The organism is Bradyrhizobium sp. 172 (assembly GCF_023101065.1).
GTDB classification, from domain to species: domain Bacteria; phylum Pseudomonadota; class Alphaproteobacteria; order Rhizobiales; family Xanthobacteraceae; genus Bradyrhizobium; species Bradyrhizobium canariense_D.
In genome coordinates this window covers 8,065,448-8,081,949 of the sequence record NZ_CP064701.1, presented here as the reverse complement: position 1 = coordinate 8,081,949, position 16,502 = coordinate 8,065,448, and the positions used below count along the sequence as shown (strand labels likewise).

At 63.6% G+C, this 16,502-nt stretch carries 17 protein-coding genes and 1 tRNA gene; 13 read left to right on the top strand and 5 right to left on the bottom strand.

Annotated features, from left to right (window positions below):
* Positions 1-213: 213 nt before the first annotated feature.
* Together IVB07_RS38190 and IVB07_RS38185 are read left to right on the top strand one after the other, a co-directional pair.
* The gene (locus IVB07_RS38190; RefSeq protein ID WP_018455731.1) at positions 214-1,026 is read left to right on the top strand and encodes an alpha/beta hydrolase; all 813 of its coding nucleotides are present in this window, start codon (positions 214-216) and stop codon (positions 1,024-1,026) included.
* Between the two features lie 144 nt (positions 1,027-1,170).
* Positions 1,171-1,638 carry a nuclear transport factor 2 family protein gene (locus IVB07_RS38185; RefSeq protein WP_018455732.1) on the top strand — a complete coding sequence of 156 codons (468 nt, stop codon included), beginning with the start codon at positions 1,171-1,173 and terminating at the stop codon, positions 1,636-1,638.
* A 17-nt stretch (positions 1,639-1,655) separates the two neighbouring features.
* Here IVB07_RS38185 and IVB07_RS38180 read toward each other — a convergent pair whose 3' ends face one another.
* The 3 genes from IVB07_RS38180 to IVB07_RS38170 form a co-directional block, all read right to left on the bottom strand.
* Entirely contained in the window at positions 1,656-2,453 is a 798-nt protein-coding gene (locus tag IVB07_RS38180) for an acyl-CoA thioesterase domain-containing protein (RefSeq protein WP_018455733.1), read from the bottom strand.
* A 200-nt stretch (positions 2,454-2,653) separates the two neighbouring features.
* Positions 2,654-3,844, bottom strand: coding sequence for a tRNA epoxyqueuosine(34) reductase QueG (queG, locus tag IVB07_RS38175; protein ID WP_247364384.1), 1,191 nt, complete (start codon positions 3,842-3,844; stop codon positions 2,654-2,656).
* Complete coding sequence (locus IVB07_RS38170; protein ID WP_018455735.1) at positions 3,793-4,485, bottom strand: glutathione S-transferase family protein; 693 nt, start codon at positions 4,483-4,485, stop codon at positions 3,793-3,795. The genes queG and IVB07_RS38170 overlap by 52 nt, the downstream gene beginning before the upstream one ends.
* A 170-nt stretch (positions 4,486-4,655) precedes the next feature.
* Between IVB07_RS38170 and IVB07_RS38165 the strand changes: the two genes are divergently transcribed.
* Complete coding sequence (locus IVB07_RS38165; RefSeq protein WP_026233013.1) at positions 4,656-5,462, top strand: undecaprenyl-diphosphate phosphatase; 807 nt, start codon at positions 4,656-4,658, stop codon at positions 5,460-5,462.
* A 33-nt stretch (positions 5,463-5,495) separates the two neighbouring features.
* Here IVB07_RS38165 and IVB07_RS38160 read toward each other — a convergent pair whose 3' ends face one another.
* A complete protein-coding gene (locus IVB07_RS38160) occupies positions 5,496-6,461 on the bottom strand; it encodes a complex I NDUFA9 subunit family protein (protein ID WP_018455737.1) in 966 nt (321 codons plus the stop codon).
* Positions 6,462-6,624: 163 nt separating this feature from the next.
* Here IVB07_RS38160 and IVB07_RS38155 point away from each other — a divergent pair.
* A tRNA-Leu gene (locus tag IVB07_RS38155) sits at positions 6,625-6,711 on the top strand.
* Between the two features lie 44 nt (positions 6,712-6,755).
* Positions 6,756-6,941 carry a hypothetical protein gene (locus IVB07_RS38150; protein WP_157642950.1) on the top strand — a complete coding sequence of 62 codons (186 nt, stop codon included), beginning with the start codon at positions 6,756-6,758 and terminating at the stop codon, positions 6,939-6,941.
* On the opposite strand, the gene IVB07_RS38145 is transcribed toward IVB07_RS38150, so the two are convergent.
* The gene (locus IVB07_RS38145; protein WP_247767430.1) at positions 6,928-7,320 is read right to left on the bottom strand and encodes a lysozyme inhibitor LprI family protein; all 393 of its coding nucleotides are present in this window, start codon (positions 7,318-7,320) and stop codon (positions 6,928-6,930) included. The genes IVB07_RS38150 and IVB07_RS38145 overlap by 14 nt on opposite strands.
* 868 nt (positions 7,321-8,188) lie before the next feature.
* Here IVB07_RS38145 and IVB07_RS38140 point away from each other — a divergent pair.
* The 8 genes from IVB07_RS38140 (at position 8,189) to ptsN (ending at position 16,431) form a co-directional block, all read left to right on the top strand.
* Positions 8,189-9,712, top strand: coding sequence for a hypothetical protein (locus IVB07_RS38140; protein WP_018455739.1), 1,524 nt, complete (start codon positions 8,189-8,191; stop codon positions 9,710-9,712).
* 147 nt (positions 9,713-9,859) lie between these two features.
* Positions 9,860-10,474 (top strand): ribonuclease D, encoded by a 615-nt coding sequence (locus IVB07_RS38135; protein ID WP_007598566.1) that lies wholly within the window; start codon positions 9,860-9,862, stop codon positions 10,472-10,474.
* Positions 10,475-10,618: 144 nt separating this feature from the next.
* Positions 10,619-11,347 carry an LPS export ABC transporter periplasmic protein LptC gene (gene lptC / locus IVB07_RS38130; RefSeq protein ID WP_018455740.1) on the top strand — a complete coding sequence of 243 codons (729 nt, stop codon included), beginning with the start codon at positions 10,619-10,621 and terminating at the stop codon, positions 11,345-11,347.
* 5 nt (positions 11,348-11,352) lie between these two features.
* Positions 11,353-12,063 carry an LptA/OstA family protein gene (locus tag IVB07_RS38125; RefSeq protein WP_026233014.1) on the top strand — a complete coding sequence of 237 codons (711 nt, stop codon included), beginning with the start codon at positions 11,353-11,355 and terminating at the stop codon, positions 12,061-12,063.
* A 266-nt stretch (positions 12,064-12,329) separates the two neighbouring features.
* Positions 12,330-13,328 (top strand): LPS export ABC transporter ATP-binding protein, encoded by a 999-nt coding sequence (gene lptB, locus IVB07_RS38120; RefSeq protein ID WP_018455742.1) that lies wholly within the window; start codon positions 12,330-12,332, stop codon positions 13,326-13,328.
* A gap of 90 nt (positions 13,329-13,418) precedes the next feature.
* Positions 13,419-15,032, top strand: coding sequence for an RNA polymerase factor sigma-54 (rpoN, locus tag IVB07_RS38115; RefSeq protein WP_247295847.1), 1,614 nt, complete (start codon positions 13,419-13,421; stop codon positions 15,030-15,032).
* An 81-nt stretch (positions 15,033-15,113) separates the two neighbouring features.
* Entirely contained in the window at positions 15,114-15,731 is a 618-nt protein-coding gene (raiA, locus tag IVB07_RS38110; protein ID WP_026233016.1) for a ribosome-associated translation inhibitor RaiA, read from the top strand.
* A 238-nt stretch (positions 15,732-15,969) separates the two neighbouring features.
* On the top strand, positions 15,970-16,431 hold the full coding sequence (ptsN, locus tag IVB07_RS38105; protein WP_018455745.1) for a PTS IIA-like nitrogen regulatory protein PtsN: 462 nt from the start codon (positions 15,970-15,972) through the stop codon (positions 16,429-16,431).
* Positions 16,432-16,502: the final 71 nt, after the last annotated feature.

The following is a 16,502-nucleotide window of genomic DNA, read 5'->3' as shown; positions in this document are numbered from 1 at the left end:
TTTGCAGGAAGATACGGTTGCCGGCAAGCAATCGCTCGTGCGGCGGTCGAAAAAGCCTCAAATGCGAGGCATTTTGGCCACGGCGGGGCACGCAGAGGGACATAGACACCTTGCTTCTGTTCCGCAAGCGTCCCAAAGGGCCAATGCCGACGTCCGGCTGCGCTGCGGAGCACGTCCGGACAGCTCAAACCGCACAGCCAGAGTAAACGTTCCATGAATCACCCAATTCCCGATGCCGTGCTCGACTTCATCGATGTGGGCGAAGGCCCGTCCACACGCCGGATCGCGGTGCGCCGCCGCGCGGCCCAAGAATCAAGTCAAGGACCTGGGCTGGTCTGGCTCGGCGGTTTCAAGTCGGACATGCAGGGCAGCAAGGCCGTGGCGCTGGACGAATGGGCCCGGGATCACGGCCGCGCCGTGGTCCGGTTCGATTATTCCGGCCACGGCGAATCCGGTGGCGATTTCGTCGACGGAACCATCGGGCGCTGGCTCGAGGAAAGCGTCGCGGTATTCGAGCGGTTCTGCGACGGCCCGCAAATCCTGATCGGCTCGTCCATGGGCGGCTGGATGGCGCTGCTGCTCGCGCGCGAGATCAAAAAGCGGCAAAAGAAACTGCAAGCCAAAGCCTCGCTGGCGGGCCTGGTGCTGATCGCGCCGGCGCCCGATTTCACCGAGGAGCTGATGTGGAAGAATTTTCCGGCCGCGGTGAAGAAAGAAATCGAGACCAAAGGCGTCTGGCTGAGACCGTCGAACTATGGCGACGGCTTGCCCTATCCGATCACGCGGAATCTAATCGAGGAGGGACGCAACCACCTCCTGCTCGGCAGCGCCATCGATCTCGGCTGTCCCGTCCGCATCCTGCAAGGTGCGCAGGATCCTGACGTGCCCTGGCAGCACGCGTTCGCCCTGACCCATCGCCTGCCGGCCGACGACGTCGTGCTGACCATGATCCAGGACGGCGATCACCGCCTCTCGCGCCCGCAGGACATCGCCCGCATTCTTGCCGCCGTGGCCGAGATCGGGTGAAATCGTCACCTAGCACTCGGTGTCATCGCCCGACTTGATCGGGCGATGCAGTATTCCAGAGGCGCTCGTGCTCAAGCCGAGAAGCCGCGGCGTACTGGATGCCCCGGTCGGGGCATGACTGAGAATGGGAGGGGAGAATCGCCGATGACCACCACCGCCATGCTGCGCGCCTTCTGCGACGCCGTCGAACAACGCAACGGAAAAGCCTTTGCGGATCTCTTCACCGAGGACGGCGTCTATCACGACGTGTTCTATGGCGCCTTCGCCGGCCGCGAGAAGATCGCCGCGATGATCGACGACTGGTTCTATCGCACGGCGACCGACTTTCGCTGGGACATGCACGACCCGGTGTCGAACGGCACCACGCTCTATGCGCGCTACACGTTCAGCTATCGCTCGATCTTGCCGGAGGCTGATGGCGCGCGGGCGATGTTCGAGGGCGTGGCGATCATGACGCTCCGGGACGGAAGGATCGTCAGCTATCACGAGGTCGCCAACACCGCGCCGGCGTTTGTCGATTTGAAGTTTGCGCCGGAACGGATTGCGAAGATCGTCGCCAGACAGGGCGCGGAGCTCAAGGCGCGGCCGGAGATGAAGCGACATTTGGGTTAGCCGTCGTTCTTGCGCACCTACCGCTTCGACGGATTTACCATCGGCTTGCGCTGCGCCAGCGCCGCGACAGTGGCGGTGCCGATCGGGCCCTGCTCGTCATAGAGCCAGCATTCGCCGATCGCCACACCGTCGGTGGCCTGGTGGTTCACCACCTCGAAGCCGATCCAGTTCGTCACCGGCAGGCGGTGCAGATAGATCGTGACGTCGCTGTTGATGTAGCCGAGCCCCTTGTCGCCGGCGTTCGCGAACGGACTGGCGAAGTCCGCGCCGATGGCGACATGGACGAACGGCGTCATCGGCACGCCCGCGACCAGCTCGCGCACCTCGCTCATCCAGAGCTTTCGTGGCCCGAGCGAGCCCATGTGACCGACGATCGGTCGCGTGGTCCATTTGCCGTTCATGCCGAGCCTGGGATCGGTCGGCTTGGGAATGTCGGCCGGCTTCGGCACGTCCCAGTTCGGCGGCGACCAGACATTGCCGTCGGGATTCTGCGTTCGCCGTAACAGCTGGCACGAGGCGCGCGCCATGCCGATGCCGCCGGAAAAGAACTCTGCTTCCACGACGCGGATGCGCATCCCGTCGCGCACCAGCCGTGTCGTCACCTCGATCGGCTTGTCGATGGTGGGCAGCCGAAACATATCGACGGTCAGCCGCGCCGGCACGAATTCAGGACCGGAATGGCGCTCCTCGATGGCGAAGCCGAGCAGGCCGACGATGACGCGTCCGTGCAGCGATGTCGGATCCCACGGCCCATTGGCGACTTCCGTCGGGTGGAATGTGTCGCCGTCGCGGGTGAAGAAAGGCATGTTTGTCATGACGCGCGAGCTTGGAGGAACGTGCGGGGAAATCAAGATGCTCAATCCTCGTGGTGAGGAGGCGCGAAGCGCTCTTACCACAACAACGGTGTCATCGTCCGGCTTGACCGGGCGATCCAGTACTCCGCGGCGCTCGTGATTGAATCGATAGGCCGCGGCGTACTGGATGCCCCGGTCAAGCCGGGGCATGACACCGAGGATTAGGAAGCGAGCTCCCACTCCTCGCGCACGCCGTCATCACGCTCGCGCGCTATGGCGGTTGCTCTCATCGTTTCGAACTCATCCCGCGGCACCAACTGCCCCAGCGCCCATACCGCAGCCCCGCGTACCAGCGCGCTCTCATCCTCCAGCAATCGCCGCGCCTCGTCCGCCAGTGCCGCATCACCGGAGTTGCCGATCGCGATCAGCACGTTGCGCAAAAAGCGGTCGCGGCCGATGCGTTTCACCGGCGATTTGGTGAACAGCGCGCGAAACGCAGCGTCGTCGAGCCGTGCGAGCTCGGCAAGACCTGGCGCGCGCAAAGCGTCACGTGCGGCGAGCTTGGCCTCACGGCCCTCCTGCGCGAACTTGTTCCAGGGACAGGCGGCGAGGCAATCGTCGCAACCATAGATGCGGTTGCCGATGCTTTTACGAAATTCGCGCGGGATCGGGCCCTTGTTCTCGATGGTGAGATACGAGATGCAGCGCCGCGCATCGAGCCTGTAGGGCGCGGGAAAGGCCGCGGTCGGGCAGATGTCGAGGCACGCCCGGCACGAGCCGCAATGATCGATCTCGGCGTCGTCGCGCGGCAGTTCCAGCGTGGTGTAGATCGCGCCGAGAAACAGCCATGAGCCGAATTCGCGCGAGACCAGATTGGTATGCTTGCCCTGCCAGCCCAGATGCGCGGCTTGCGCCAGCGGTTTCTCCATCATGGCCGCAGTGTCGACGAATACTTTCACTTCACAAGGCTTCACCTCACAAGTTGCGGTCGCGACCAGCCATCGCGCCAGTGCCTTCAGGCGCTTCTTGATGAGGTCGTGATAGTCGTCGCCCTGCGCATAGACCGAGATCGCCGCGCGCGTGCGCTGTTGCAGGATCGCGAGCGGATCCTGGTCGGGGCCGTAATTGACGCCGAGCATGATGACGCTGCGCACGTCCTGCCACAGCCCGCGGGGATCGACCCGGCGCTCCGGCTGCGCGGCGAGCCAGTCCATGTCGCCATGGCCGCCGGATGCGATGAATTCGAGAAAGTGTTTTCCGGCGCTTTCGATCGTGCCGGGCTCCGTAATGCCGATGCAGTCGAAGCCGAGCGCACGTGCTTCGTTTGCCAGCGCCGTCTTCAGTTCGGTCGGATCGGAGTTCAGAAGTCCAGGTCCACGTAGGTCCGCGACGCCGGCACGCCCGCCAGCCATTCGCTCAACAGCGGACGGAACGACGGGCGGGATTTCACCCGTGCGTACCAGGCCTTTGCCGCGTCGTCCTCGCTCCATGGCACGTCGCCCAGATAGTCGATCGCCGAGAGGTGCGCCGCGGCGGCGAGATCCGCGTAGGTGAGCCGGTCGCCGGCGAGGAAATTACGCGTCTGCGCCAGCCAGCCGATATAGGCCAGATGATAGCGCACGTTTGCCTTGGCGGCGCGCATCACGTCGGCCGAGGGCGGGCCCCCGCCGTTGTCCTCGCTCATGAAGCGCTTGTAGATGCGCTCGGTGACGAGCGGGTGGGAGACTTCCTCGAAAAACTTTTCGTTGAACCAGGCCATCAGCCGGCGGACCTCGACGCGCTCGCCGATCGTGTCCGGCATCAGGCGCTTAAGTCCCATCTCAGAGCCATAGGCCTCGTCGACATATTCGGCGACGATCGCCGCGCCCGGGATCGGCGGCTGCTCGTCGTCCACCAGGACGGGCGTCGTGCCCGCCGCATTGAGCAGCAGAAATGCTTCGCGCCGCTCCCAGCTGCGCTCTTCGATCAGCTTCAGCTCAAGCCCGTATTCTCCCGCGATCAGGCGGATGAACCGCGAATGCGGACAGAACGGATGATGAAACAGCGTAAACATGAAGCCTTTGACTATGTGATGGTGCTTAAGAATCCATCAATGTTTTGTGCGGCGCCACACTAGTCATTCAAAACCGCGAAGCAAGGGCGCGACGCTGCATTTTGCGATTGCAGCAAGGGAGCGGATGGGCGAGAAGAGCCCCGCTTTTCCAGCCGAAATGGACCGTAAATATGTCAGATGCAATACGGGCAGTGATCCTCGGCATCATCGAGGGTGTGACCGAGTTCCTTCCCGTGTCCTCGACCGGCCATTTGCTGCTTGCTGAGCGCTTTTTCCATCTCGGCGAAGGCGCGTTCTGGGATTCGTTTACGGTCCTGATCCAGCTCGGCGCGATCCTCGCGATCGTCGTGTTGTACTTCAAGAAATTGTGGGACGTCGCGATCGGGATGTTCACGGGTGACGTCTATGCACGCCGCTTCGTGATCGGCGTGCTGGTGGCGTTCCTTCCCGCCGTCATCGTCGGTCTCGTCGGCGGCAAATACATCAAGAGTCTGCTGTTCAATCCCTGGGTGGTGTGCTTCTCGCTGATCGTCGGCGGCGCCATCCTGCTCTGGGTCGACAAGCTCGATCTCAAGGCGCGCGAGCATGACGCCACCCGGTTTCCGCTGCTGATGTATCTTTACATCGGTATCGCGCAGTGTCTGGCGATGATCCCGGGCGTGTCGCGCTCCGGTGCAACCATTGTCTCCGCCATGCTGCTCGGGGCCGATAAGCGCGCGGCGGCGGAGTTCTCGTTCTTCCTCGCCATTCCCACCATGATCGGCGCGTTCGCCTACGATTTCTACAAGAACCGCTCCGAGATGACGATGGACCACATGGGCATCGTCGCGATCGGCTTCGTGGTGTCGTTCGTCACCGCCATCATCGTGGTGAAGACGTTCCTGGAATACGTCACCCGCCACGGCTTCGTGGTGTTCGCCTGGTGGCGCGTGATCGTCGGCACCCTCGGCCTGATCGCGCTGGCACTGGGGCGGTAACCCCGAACTTCAAACAATTGACTGCGGGGATGGTTACGCGCTCTTGCGCTGGAATTGCCCGGCGGCGCGGAAACGCCAGAGATATTGCGGGGCGATCGCTTCAAGCGAGTCGGGCGCGATGCCGAGGCCTTCCAGCGTTAGCCCAGCGGCCTTCGCCGCGTCCGACACGACATTGTCGCGCGCGAGCAGCGTGACCTGGTCCGGCGTCAGCTTCAGCGCGCCCGGCGCGAATTGCAGGAAGTTGGCCTTGAAGCGGGCGAGGCCAAACGGCAGCGGCATCAGCATCGGCTTGCGATCGGCAATCGCGAGAATGGCCTCGATGATCTCGCGCATGGTCAGGACTTCCGGGCCGCCGAGCTCGTAGGTCGCGCCCGCCTTGGCCTTGCCGTCGACGGCATCCGCGACCGCGGTGGCGACGTCGCCGACATAGACCGGCTGCATCTTCGTGTCGCCGCCGATCAGCGGCAGCACCGGCGACATCCGCGCCAGCGCCGCGAAGCGGTTGGTGAATTGGTCCTCGGGGCCGAACATCACGGAGGGGCGGAAGATCGTCGCCGACGGCACCGCGGCCAGGACCGCGGCTTCTCCGGCCGCCTTGGCCCTGGCATAGCGCGAGGGCGATTCCGCGTCGGCGCCGATCGCCGAGACATGGATCAGCTGTGCCCCCGCGGCCGCGGCCGCCTTGGCGATGGTCTCGGCGCCCTTGGCCTGGACGGCGTCAAAACTCTGCGCGCCACCCTCGGCGAGGATGCCGACCAGATTGATCACGATCTGCGAATCACGCAGTGCCGCCTCAATCGAGGCCGGATAACGGACATTCGCCTGCACGGTGTGGACCTGCCCGACCTTGCCGGAGGGCTGGAGGTACCCGGCCAGCTCCGGCCGCCGCACCGCGACCCGGACCCGGTAGTCGCGCCGGCACAGCGCGCGGACGACATTCCGGCCCAAAAACCCCGATCCGCCGAAAACCGTGACGAGCGTGTCCAGATTCGATGCCATGGGATCCATTCCTGGGGTCCATATCCTGCGGGAAGAGTGCGTCTCGTCAGGCTTGTATCGGGCCGGTTTGCGATGCGCAATCCGCATCCCGAAGCGGGGTTCAAGCATGAATTGACAACCGCGTCACCGAACCGTAGTAACCGCCTCCGTGCCTAACCGGCATGCCCAGGTGGTGGAATTGGTAGACGCGCTGGCTTCAGGTGCCAGTGGCTTAACGGCCGTGAAGGTTCGAGTCCTTTCCTGGGCACCATCTCCTACTCAAGCGATTGAAATCGCTTTTGCAGGGAATTTGAGTTGCTGACCGGTACTCAAAACCGAGGCACGGCGATCGCAGGCGATCTGGAGGCTGGCTTCAGTCGTTCAGGCAAGCGCTACGCGCCGACGTCCACCGCGCTCGCGGCCGAAGCCGTCATCGCTATGTGGGAAAAGGTCGGCAAAGCTGATGACCCCAAGCGCCTAAGAGGTCTCAATGCTCGTTGACCGCGGCGCCGAGCTTGATCAGGCTCAGCGAGCGGTTCGCGGTCTCGCGCAGGCGGCAGTAGCTCGCGTTGCCCCGGTACATGCCGGGATCGACCTTGTCGAAGACCGCGCAGAAGCCATCACGCGACGCGGCGAAAGTTTTCTGCGAGTCATTGACCGCCTTGATCGCGTCGGCGAACCCGCCGGCCTGAACCTTCTTTAGCGCCTCATTGGTTTTCTGCGTCCAAATGGCGAGTTCGCGCGCCGCGCAGGCTTTCCATTTGGCGACATCGTCATTCGCGCCCTCTGCCGCTTTGATGCAGGGGTCGGCGACGAGCCCAACGCACGCGCCGCCGAAACCGCCGGTTTTCTCCGCGGTCTTCAGGCAGCCATCGATCACCGCAAGTTCGGCTGGCGCGATGCCTTGGGCGAAAGCCATCGATGCGATCGGGAGGCTTGCGGCGAGCATCGCGACGGCAAGTTTGAGCTTCATTGGAGATCTCCGTTCGACGCATCGAAAATATGGAACAGAACACCACTGCGAGCGCATGAAGCTCAGCGAGACGGTAGACCGGCGGATGTGGCGGAAGGGCCGGACGGCGAGTGCGAAGGGAAAACGAGGGGGTATGCGGCTTCGGCTACGCCCTCTCCAATCAATGCCTTTGATGTGCCTTGACCTGACTTACGGGATTTTCGACCAATAGGTGATACATGCAACTTTGGTCATCGAAGGCCCAGCGTTGGTTCACCTGAATGTGGAACAGGAGCTACGCTGACGAATAATGACGGCGGGACCGCTTAAGGCACGCACTGGCGATCTCCACGCTGCGCGGTCGCGGTCTCGCGGGCCTCCATTTGGACAACTGAAGGTGACGATCGAGTCTTTTCCTGGGCACCACACCCAACCCAGGTCGTTGAATCGCTCCCGCCGGTGAGACCACCTCCGCCCCCGAAGCCGGTGACTGCGCCGCCGCCGCTGCCGAAACCGGTAGCTGAAGCGATTTCGGGCATTTTCCAGCAATGCCATTAATAACAGCTCGGGGATGAGACGATGCAGGTCCGCTTCGAAGATTTCCAAGTGTAAACAGCTGCTTGGGAGACCTCGGAAGCCCGCCGTTGAGCGGAATTTCATTCCGCCAATCCCCCCTCGGTTGCATCGTCCGAATTTACCCCGCTTTAGACAAACTAGCTCTTAGTCAGCGGGCAGGCTCGCATCCGGCCGTCGGCGAGCGCGGAGCCATCGGGCTCGCTTTATCGTGGGGGAAGCGGTGGATCAGCATCAGGTCTGGCACGAGCCGGCATTCGACAAGGCTGCGAACGCGATCAGCCCGTTTCTCCTGAGATCGGGAATTTATCTGTTCCTGATCTCGTTCATCTGCCTGTTCTACGTCTTGAACGCGCCGCTTCTGCTCGGCCATTACGATCTGGGCTGGCATCTGGCGGCCGGAGATATCATCCGGGAGCGCAACGCCATCCCGCTCCACGACCCCTGGTCGTTCACCCACGGCGACAAGCCATGGCTCAATCTGTCCTGGCTCTGGGACGCGCTTGCCAGTGCGACGTTTCAATACGCAGGCTTTGGCAGCCTCGTCCTGCTGACGGTGGCCTGCGGCGCAGCGATCGTCGGCATCCTGACCGCGATCTCTCTCGGCTACGGCGCGTCGGCGATCGCGGTCTGCGTCTCGGTCTTCTTGGCCTGCCTGCTCTATCCCGCTTACGAAGCTTCGCCGAACATGTATCTCGCGGTCTCGCCGAATACATGCACGATGTTGTTTTGCGTCGTCTTCTATCGCGAATGCCTGCGACGAACGCGATGGTTCGTGCTTCCCGTGTTGATGGTGCTCTGGGCCAATCTGCATGGCGGTTTTCTGCTCGGCTTTTTCGTGATCGGCGTCTTCTGCGGCGGCGCCGTGCTCAGAGGGGCCTGGGCCGAGCTCCGGATCCTTGCTCTCGCGGGGATCGGGTGCCTTGCCGCGACCTCCATCAATCCGCTCGGCTGGAATATCTATGCCGGTGCCGCCGCGACGATGGGGCACTTCGTCCAGGGCAATATCGGCGAATGGCTGTCCTACTATCACAACATGGAAATGCCGGGCAGCATTCCCGGCATCCTGTACATGCTGGCCTTCGTCGCGCTCGAGCTTCGCTACAGAAACTCCAGACCGATCCCGCTCGAGCCGAGATTGATGTCCTGGCTGTTTCTGATTCTGGGACTGTATCAGTTCAGGTACATCGCTTTCTTCTTCATTTTCTCGACCGCGCCGATGGCGCTTCACCTCAGCCGCTTGCTGCCTGAGCGTCTCACCGGTCGGGACGTGAGGGGAGCGTTGCTGGCCGCCGGCATCGTCGGTCTCGGCACCCTGCCGATGGCCTATTTGAACGTTGCACCGGCGCTCGCACTTCCGCCGATGCTGTCGAGTGAAGATGCCGGCTATCTGCGAAAGCATCTCGCAGGTCGGCGGGTCCTGAACAATTGGAACGTCGGCGGCTACCTGATCTTCGCGACGCACGGCACCGTCCCCCCATTCGTCGACGGTCGCGCCGCGACCGCCTATCCGGACGATTTGCTGCGCGACTATTTCAAGCTGGTGAGCTGGGAGATCGACGAAGCCGCGTGGGACATGGTGCTCGACAAATACCGGATCGACGCCGTGCTGTGGGTCAAGGCGCACGAACAGCTGCGGCGATTTCTGGTGGAGCGGCGAGGCTGGCGCGAGCAATACACCGGCGCTTACGAGACCGTTTACGTCAGGCCGCAATCCGGTTTCGCCGGCGAAGCCAAAAGACAATGACGACCAGCGCCGCGGCTCTGTATGACCAGCCGCGCCTGATGCTTGCGCCGGCGGCTGCCAGCGGATACATCGCGGCCGGCCCTCGCCAGCGTCTGTGCCGGGGATTAGCCTGCAAAGCGCACCGATTCGATTGAGGTTTGAAACGCCATGACCGTACGCCTGCACCGCGGCGACCTGCCCGATCTGTCCCGCTATACCGGAGCGGTGGCGATCGACACCGAGACCATGGGCCTGAACCCGCATCGCGACCGGCTCTGCGTGGTGCAGCTCTCACCCGGCGACGGCAGCGCGGACGTGGTGCAGATCCCCAAAGGTCATACCGACGCGCCGAACTTGAAGGCGCTTTTGGCCAATCCCGCGAACACGAAAATCTTCCACTTTGCGCGGTTCGACGTCGCGGTGCTGTACCAGACGTTTGGTGTCATGACCGGGCCGATCTACTGCACCAAGATCGCCTCCCGCCTGATCCGCACCTATACCGACCGCCATGGCCTCAAGGACCTCGTGCGCGAGGTGCTCAATGTCGACCTCTCCAAGCAGCAGCAATCGAGCGATTGGGGTTCCGACAGCCTGACCGAGCCGCAGCTCGCCTACGCCGCCTCCGACGTGCTGCATCTGCACGGCTTGCGCGAGCGGCTCGATGCCATGCTGGCGCGGGAAGGCCGCACGGCGCTGGCCAAAGCCTGTTTCGACTTCCTGCCGACCCGCGCTTTGCTCGATCTCCAGGGCTGGGCCGAAGAGGACATTTTCGCGCATTCCTAGAGTTTAGCGCGGCGGCCAAGCTGGGCGGTCGCCCCGTTTCAGACACTTTCGTAACGGCCTGTCGCGGGCTGCATATTTTGGCGTTGCCGGCTACAATGGGGCGCCCGCCAGCCGGACAAGGCGAGCGACACCTCAGGAGCCCAGGTGAATTCGGCCCACAATGTCACCTACGACGCCGCGCTCGCGGCGAAGTTCGCCAGCGCGGCGCGCCACAGCCGCCTGGTGCGGATTCTGCGCATCGCGGTGCCGACGACAGTGGCCGCGGCCATGGGTCTGCTCGTCCTCATCTCGACCATTTTCAACCCGTTCCAGATCCCCGTGAAGCTCGACTCCGGAAATCTCGTGGTCACTGGCACGAAGATCACGATGGAATCGCCGCACATGTCCGGCTTCACGCCGGACCAGCGGCCCTACGAGCTCTGGGCCAAGACCGCGACCCAGGACATCACCGATCCCGATCATGTCGATCTCCATGATTTGCGCGCGAAGGTGCTGATGGAAGACCAATCGACCCTGTTCCTCGATGCCCGCACTGGACGGTTCGACAACAAGCAGCAGCAGCTCGACCTGCACAAGGACATCTTCCTGCGCACCTCGACCGGCTACGAGGCGCGGCTGAACTCGGCCTTCGTCGACATGGGCAAGGGCACGGTCTCCTCGGACGAGCATGTCGACGTCAAGCTGACCAACGGAACGCTGACGGCCGATCGGCTGCGGATCACGGAAGGCGGCGACGTCATCCGCTTCGAAGGGAATGTGGTGATGCACCTCGACAAGCTGGACGATCCTGCCGCCACTCAGCCCGCGCCGACTGAACCCGCGCCGGCTGCGAAGACACGTACGCCCCAGAACAAGTCCGCCAATTCAAAGTGATTTTCATGATCAGGTTTTTTCCGCGCAACGACGGCAAGCGGCGCGTCATCCCGGGTGCGGCCGCGCTCGCCGTCGGCATCGCACTGGTCGCAACGGGTGCGGCGATCGCGCAGAGCACGATGCAAGGCGTGCCCAACGCGATGCAGGGCTTCTCGCAGAACCGCGATCAGCCGATCCAGATCGAGGCCGCCTCGCTCGAGATGCGCGACAAGAAGAAGGAAGCGACGTTTTCCGGCAATGTGAAGGTCATTCAGGGCGACACCACCATGACCTCGAAGACGCTGGTGGTGTTTTACGATTCGGGCGGCGACAAGCCGGCCGCGCCACAGCCTGCGGCAAAGGCGACCAAGGGGGCGCCCATGCAGTCGGCGACGCCGGGACCGGGCGGCAACTCCTCGATCAAGCGACTGGAGGCGCGCGGCAATGTCGTCGTCACCCAGAAGGACCAGGTGGTCACGGGCGAGACCGCCGTGTTCGACACCCGCACCAACCTCATCACCATGCTCGGGGGCGTCGTCTTGACGCAGTGCAAGAACGTGCTGCGCGGCGACCGGCTGGCGGTCGACATGACCACGGGCGTGTCGCGTGTGGAATCCGATAGCGGCCGGGTGCAGGCGCTGCTGCCGCAGGGCGGCGGCAATGATTGCGGATCCGGAGGCGCGGGCAAGCCCGGCGCGGGACCTCTGCAATTGCCTGGCGCAACTAAACCCAAATAAGTCAGCGTAGACCCAAGCCCGTCAAAGTAAATTTGAAGAATGATTTCAGACGCTTGGGTCGATCATCGCCGATCCGAGGTTGAAGCTTGCGCGCCGAGACTGTATCTAGCGCGAAGGGCTTTCGAAGCGGGGTTCGCCGCTTTTCGGGCGTGTTTCACTGGGCATGAGACATCCCTTCATTCATGCTGCGTCGGCGAATCCTGAAGCCGGCGTGGCAGATCGCGCGAAGACCGCGCAGGATCGTCGCGAAAGGCTAGAAGGCGGGGATGGTCGATCTCTTCAGCATGTTCCGTCGGCGCCCCGCCAAACGCGGCCGGCCAGGATTTGCGCGCCAGGACATCACCGCGCTCGCTGACAGCGTCGGCGGCCTCGTGGCCAGCCCTGTCAGGGACGCGCCGCCGATCGCCCGTAACCAGCCGATGCACGCACCCGATCAGTTCCAAGGGGACTATCAAGCCGAGCAGCCCCGGGCCCAGGCGGTTCATCCCGTGAGGGCTGCCGGCAGGCCCAACGGTTCCGGCGGGCCTCAGCTCTTGAAGCGGCCGGGCTTCCTGGCTGTGCATAGCGTGGAAAAGAGTTTTGGCAGCCGCCAGGTCGTGCGCGGCGTCAGCATCTATGTGCGCCGTGGCGAAGCGGTCGGCCTGCTCGGCCCCAACGGCGCCGGCAAGACCACCGTGTTCTACATGATCACCGGCCTGATCAAGGCCGATCGCGGCGCGATCGAGCTCGACGGCCACGACGTCACCAAGCTGCCGATGTATCAGCGCGCGCGGCTCGGGATCGGCTATCTGCCGCAGGAGGCCTCGATCTTCCGCGGTCTCACCGTCGAGCAGAACATCCGCGCCGTGCTCGAAGTGGTCGAGCCGTCGCGCAAGAAGCGCGAGCAGCAGCTCGACTCGCTGCTCGACGAATTCAACATCACGCGCCTAAGGAAATCGCCGTCGATTGCGTTGTCCGGCGGTGAGCGGCGCCGCGTCGAGATCGCGCGCGCACTGGCGACGCGTCCGAACTACATGCTGCTCGACGAGCCCTTTGCCGGCATCGATCCGATCGCGGTCGGCGACATCCAGGACCTCGTCCGCCATCTCACCAACCGCGGCATCGGCGTGCTGATCACCGACCACAATGTGCGCGAGACGCTCGGCCTCACCGATCGCGCCTACATCGTCTATGCCGGTGAGATCCTGACCGAGGGGAGCCCGGATGAGATCGTCGCCGATCCGGACGTGCGCCGCCTTTACCTTGGCGAGGAATTCCGCCTCTAGCCCGTTTTTCCAATTCGTCAAGACGTGTACATCGGGCTTGGACTAGGATAAGCAAAAATCGGACCAACTTTTGGGATCGGTTCTTGCTTCATGGCGCTTTCGCAGAGATTAGAGTTCCGGCAATCGCAGTCGCTGGTCATGACGCCGCAGTTGATGCAGGCGATCAAGCTGCTGCAATTGTCCAATCTCGATCTCACGACGTTCGTCGAAGAGGAACTCGAGCGTAATCCCCTGCTGGAACGGGCCAATGACGAGCCGCCCGCGGGCGAGGGCCCGGCCGAGACCGGCCAGTTCAATGACAGCGACGGCGGCCACAACGACGAGCCGGGCGGCGGCCCGGGCGAAGCCTTCGAGCCCGGCCAGGAAGAGTGGATGAGCAAGGATCTCGGCACCCGCGCCGAGATCGAGCAGACCATGGACACCGGGCTGGACAACGTCTTCTCCGAGGAACCGGCCGAGGCGGCCGCGCGCAACGCCCAGGATGCGGCGCCGACCACCTACACCGAATGGGGCGGCGGCGCCTCCGGTGACGAGGACTACAATCTCGAAGCCTTTGTCGCCGCGGAGACCACGCTCGGCGACCATCTCGCCGAGCAGCTCTCGGTTGCCTTCACCGGGGCCGCGCAGCGCATGATCGGCCAGTATCTGATCGACCTCGTCGACGAAGCCGGCTACCTGCCGCCGGATCTCGGGCAGGCCGCCGAACGGCTGGGCGCATCGCAACAGGACGTCGAGAACGTTCTTGCCGTACTGCAGAAATTCGATCCGCCCGGCGTCTGCGCGCGCAATTTGAGCGAATGCCTGGCGATCCAGCTCCGCGAGCTCGACCGTTACGATCCCGCGATGCAGGCCCTGGTCGAGCATCTCGACCTCCTCGCCAAGCGCGACATCGGAGCCTTGCGCAAGGTTTGCGGCGTCGACGATGAGGACATCGCCGACATGATCGGCGAGATCCGCCGGCTCAATCCCAAGCCCGGCATGAAGTTCGGCACGGCCCGGCTCCAGACCATGGTGCCCGATGTCTATGTCCGCCCGGGACCCGATGGCGGCTGGCATGTCGAGCTCAACAGCGACACCTTGCCGCGCGTGCTGGTCAACCAGACCTACTATTCGCAGCTCTCGAAGAAGATCGGCAAGGACGGCGACAAATCGTATTTCACCGATGCGCTTCAGAACGCGACCTGGCTGGTGCGTGCGCTCGACCAGCGCGCCCGCACCATCCTGAAAGTCGCAACCGAAATCGTGCGCCAGCAGGACGGCTTCTTCATCCATGGTGTGGCGCATCTGCGACCGCTGAATCTGAAGGCCGTCGCCGACGCCATTCAGATGCATGAATCCACGGTGTCGCGCGTCACCGCCAACAAATACATGGCGACCAATCGCGGCACGTTTGAGCTGAAATATTTCTTCACGGCCTCGATTGCATCGGCCGATGGCGGCGAGGCTCATTCGGCCGAAGCCGTGCGCCACCACATCAAGCAGCTGATCGATGCGGAGGCGCCCTCCTCGATCCTGTCCGACGACACCATCGTGGAACGCTTGCGCGGCTCGGGCATTGATATCGCCCGCCGCACGGTCGCGAAGTACCGCGAAGCCATGCGCATTCCTTCCTCGGTGCAACGCCGTCGCGACAAGCAGAGCGCTCTTGGTAACGTCGTCTCCACCGCCATGGCCGATCGCTCCCGCAATCCCGAACCGGCCTGATTGCGCCGGCGCGAAATCGCGCTACTCTCGATCTGCTATCGGGCCCAAATCCAGGCCAGGCACGAACCAAGTGAGGTTCACATGACTCTCCGCATCTCGGGAAAGAGCGTCAACGTCGGCGAGGCCCTGCGCGGCCGCGTCAACGACCGGACTGAAGAGGTCCTGCGCAAATATTTCGACGGCAATTACTCTGGTCACATCACGCTGAGCAAGGACGGCTTCGGCTTCCGCACCGACTGTGCGCTGCATCTTGATTCGGGAATCACGCTCGAGGCCGATTCCAACGCACCGGACGCCTATGCCAGTGCCGACCAGGCGCTGGTGATGATCGAGAAGCGGCTCAAGCGCTACAAGAGCCGGCTCAAGGATCGCTCCGCCCGCAAGGCCCATGTCGCCTCCGCGGCGCTGGCCGCGATGGATGCCACCAGCTACGTGCTGGAGGCACCGGGCGAGGGTGAGGATGAGGACGAGATCACCGGCTACAGCCCCGTCATCATCGCCGAGGCCACCACCTCGCTGAAGCCGCTGTCCGTGAGCGAAGCGGTCATGGAACTCGACCTCAGCGGGGCGCCCTGCCTGGTGTTTCAGCACGGCTCCTCCGGCCGGGTGAACATCATTTACCGCCGGGCCGACGGCAATGTCGGCTGGATAGACCCCCCGGGGGTCAAGACGGACGGCAAGGTGGGTGGCAAGGCGTGAGGCCGTCGGGCGACGCTCTGGGGGCCCCGCGCCGGGGCCCCTTTCCGCCTTAACAATGACCGGGGCAAAGCTGCACGCGGGAGTTGGCACCGGGATTGCGTTGGAGTAGAAGCCCCCCACATCAGGGGCGAGCTAAGTCCGCCTCCTGCTTCATCTTCTTGACGTCGGCCCGCCCAGGTTCTTTGTCCAGGCTGGCCAATTCGGAACCTGACGTTTTCATTCACCTCGGAAAACTTCCATGCCGATTACCGATCTGGTCGCGCCCGAGGCGATTCTCCCGGCATTGAAGGTCAACAGCAAGAAGCAGGCGCTTCAGGAACTCGCGGCCAAGGCCGCCGAGTTGACCGGGCAGAACGAGCGTTCCGTGTTCGAGGTACTCCTGCAACGCGAGAAGCTCGGCACCACTGCGGTCGGCTACGGCGTCGCCATTCCCCACGGCAAGCTGCCCAAGCTGGAAAAGATCTTCGGCATGTTCGCCCGCCTCGATCGCCCGATCGATTTCGAATCGATGGACGGCCAGCCGGTCGATCTCGTCTTCCTGCTGCTCGCCCCCGAAGGCGCCGGTGCCGATCACCTCAAGGCGCTGGCCCGCATCGCCCGCCTGCTCCGCGACCAGGACATCGCCAAGAAGCTCCGCGCCTCGCGCGATGCCCAGGCGATCTATTCGGTGCTCGCGCTGCCGCCGGCGACCGCGGCGTAACTCCCCTCCTTCTTGCAGGATAAGGCCCGATCGATTCTGGCACCTGGATTGCGCGGCGCGCAGCAATCTCG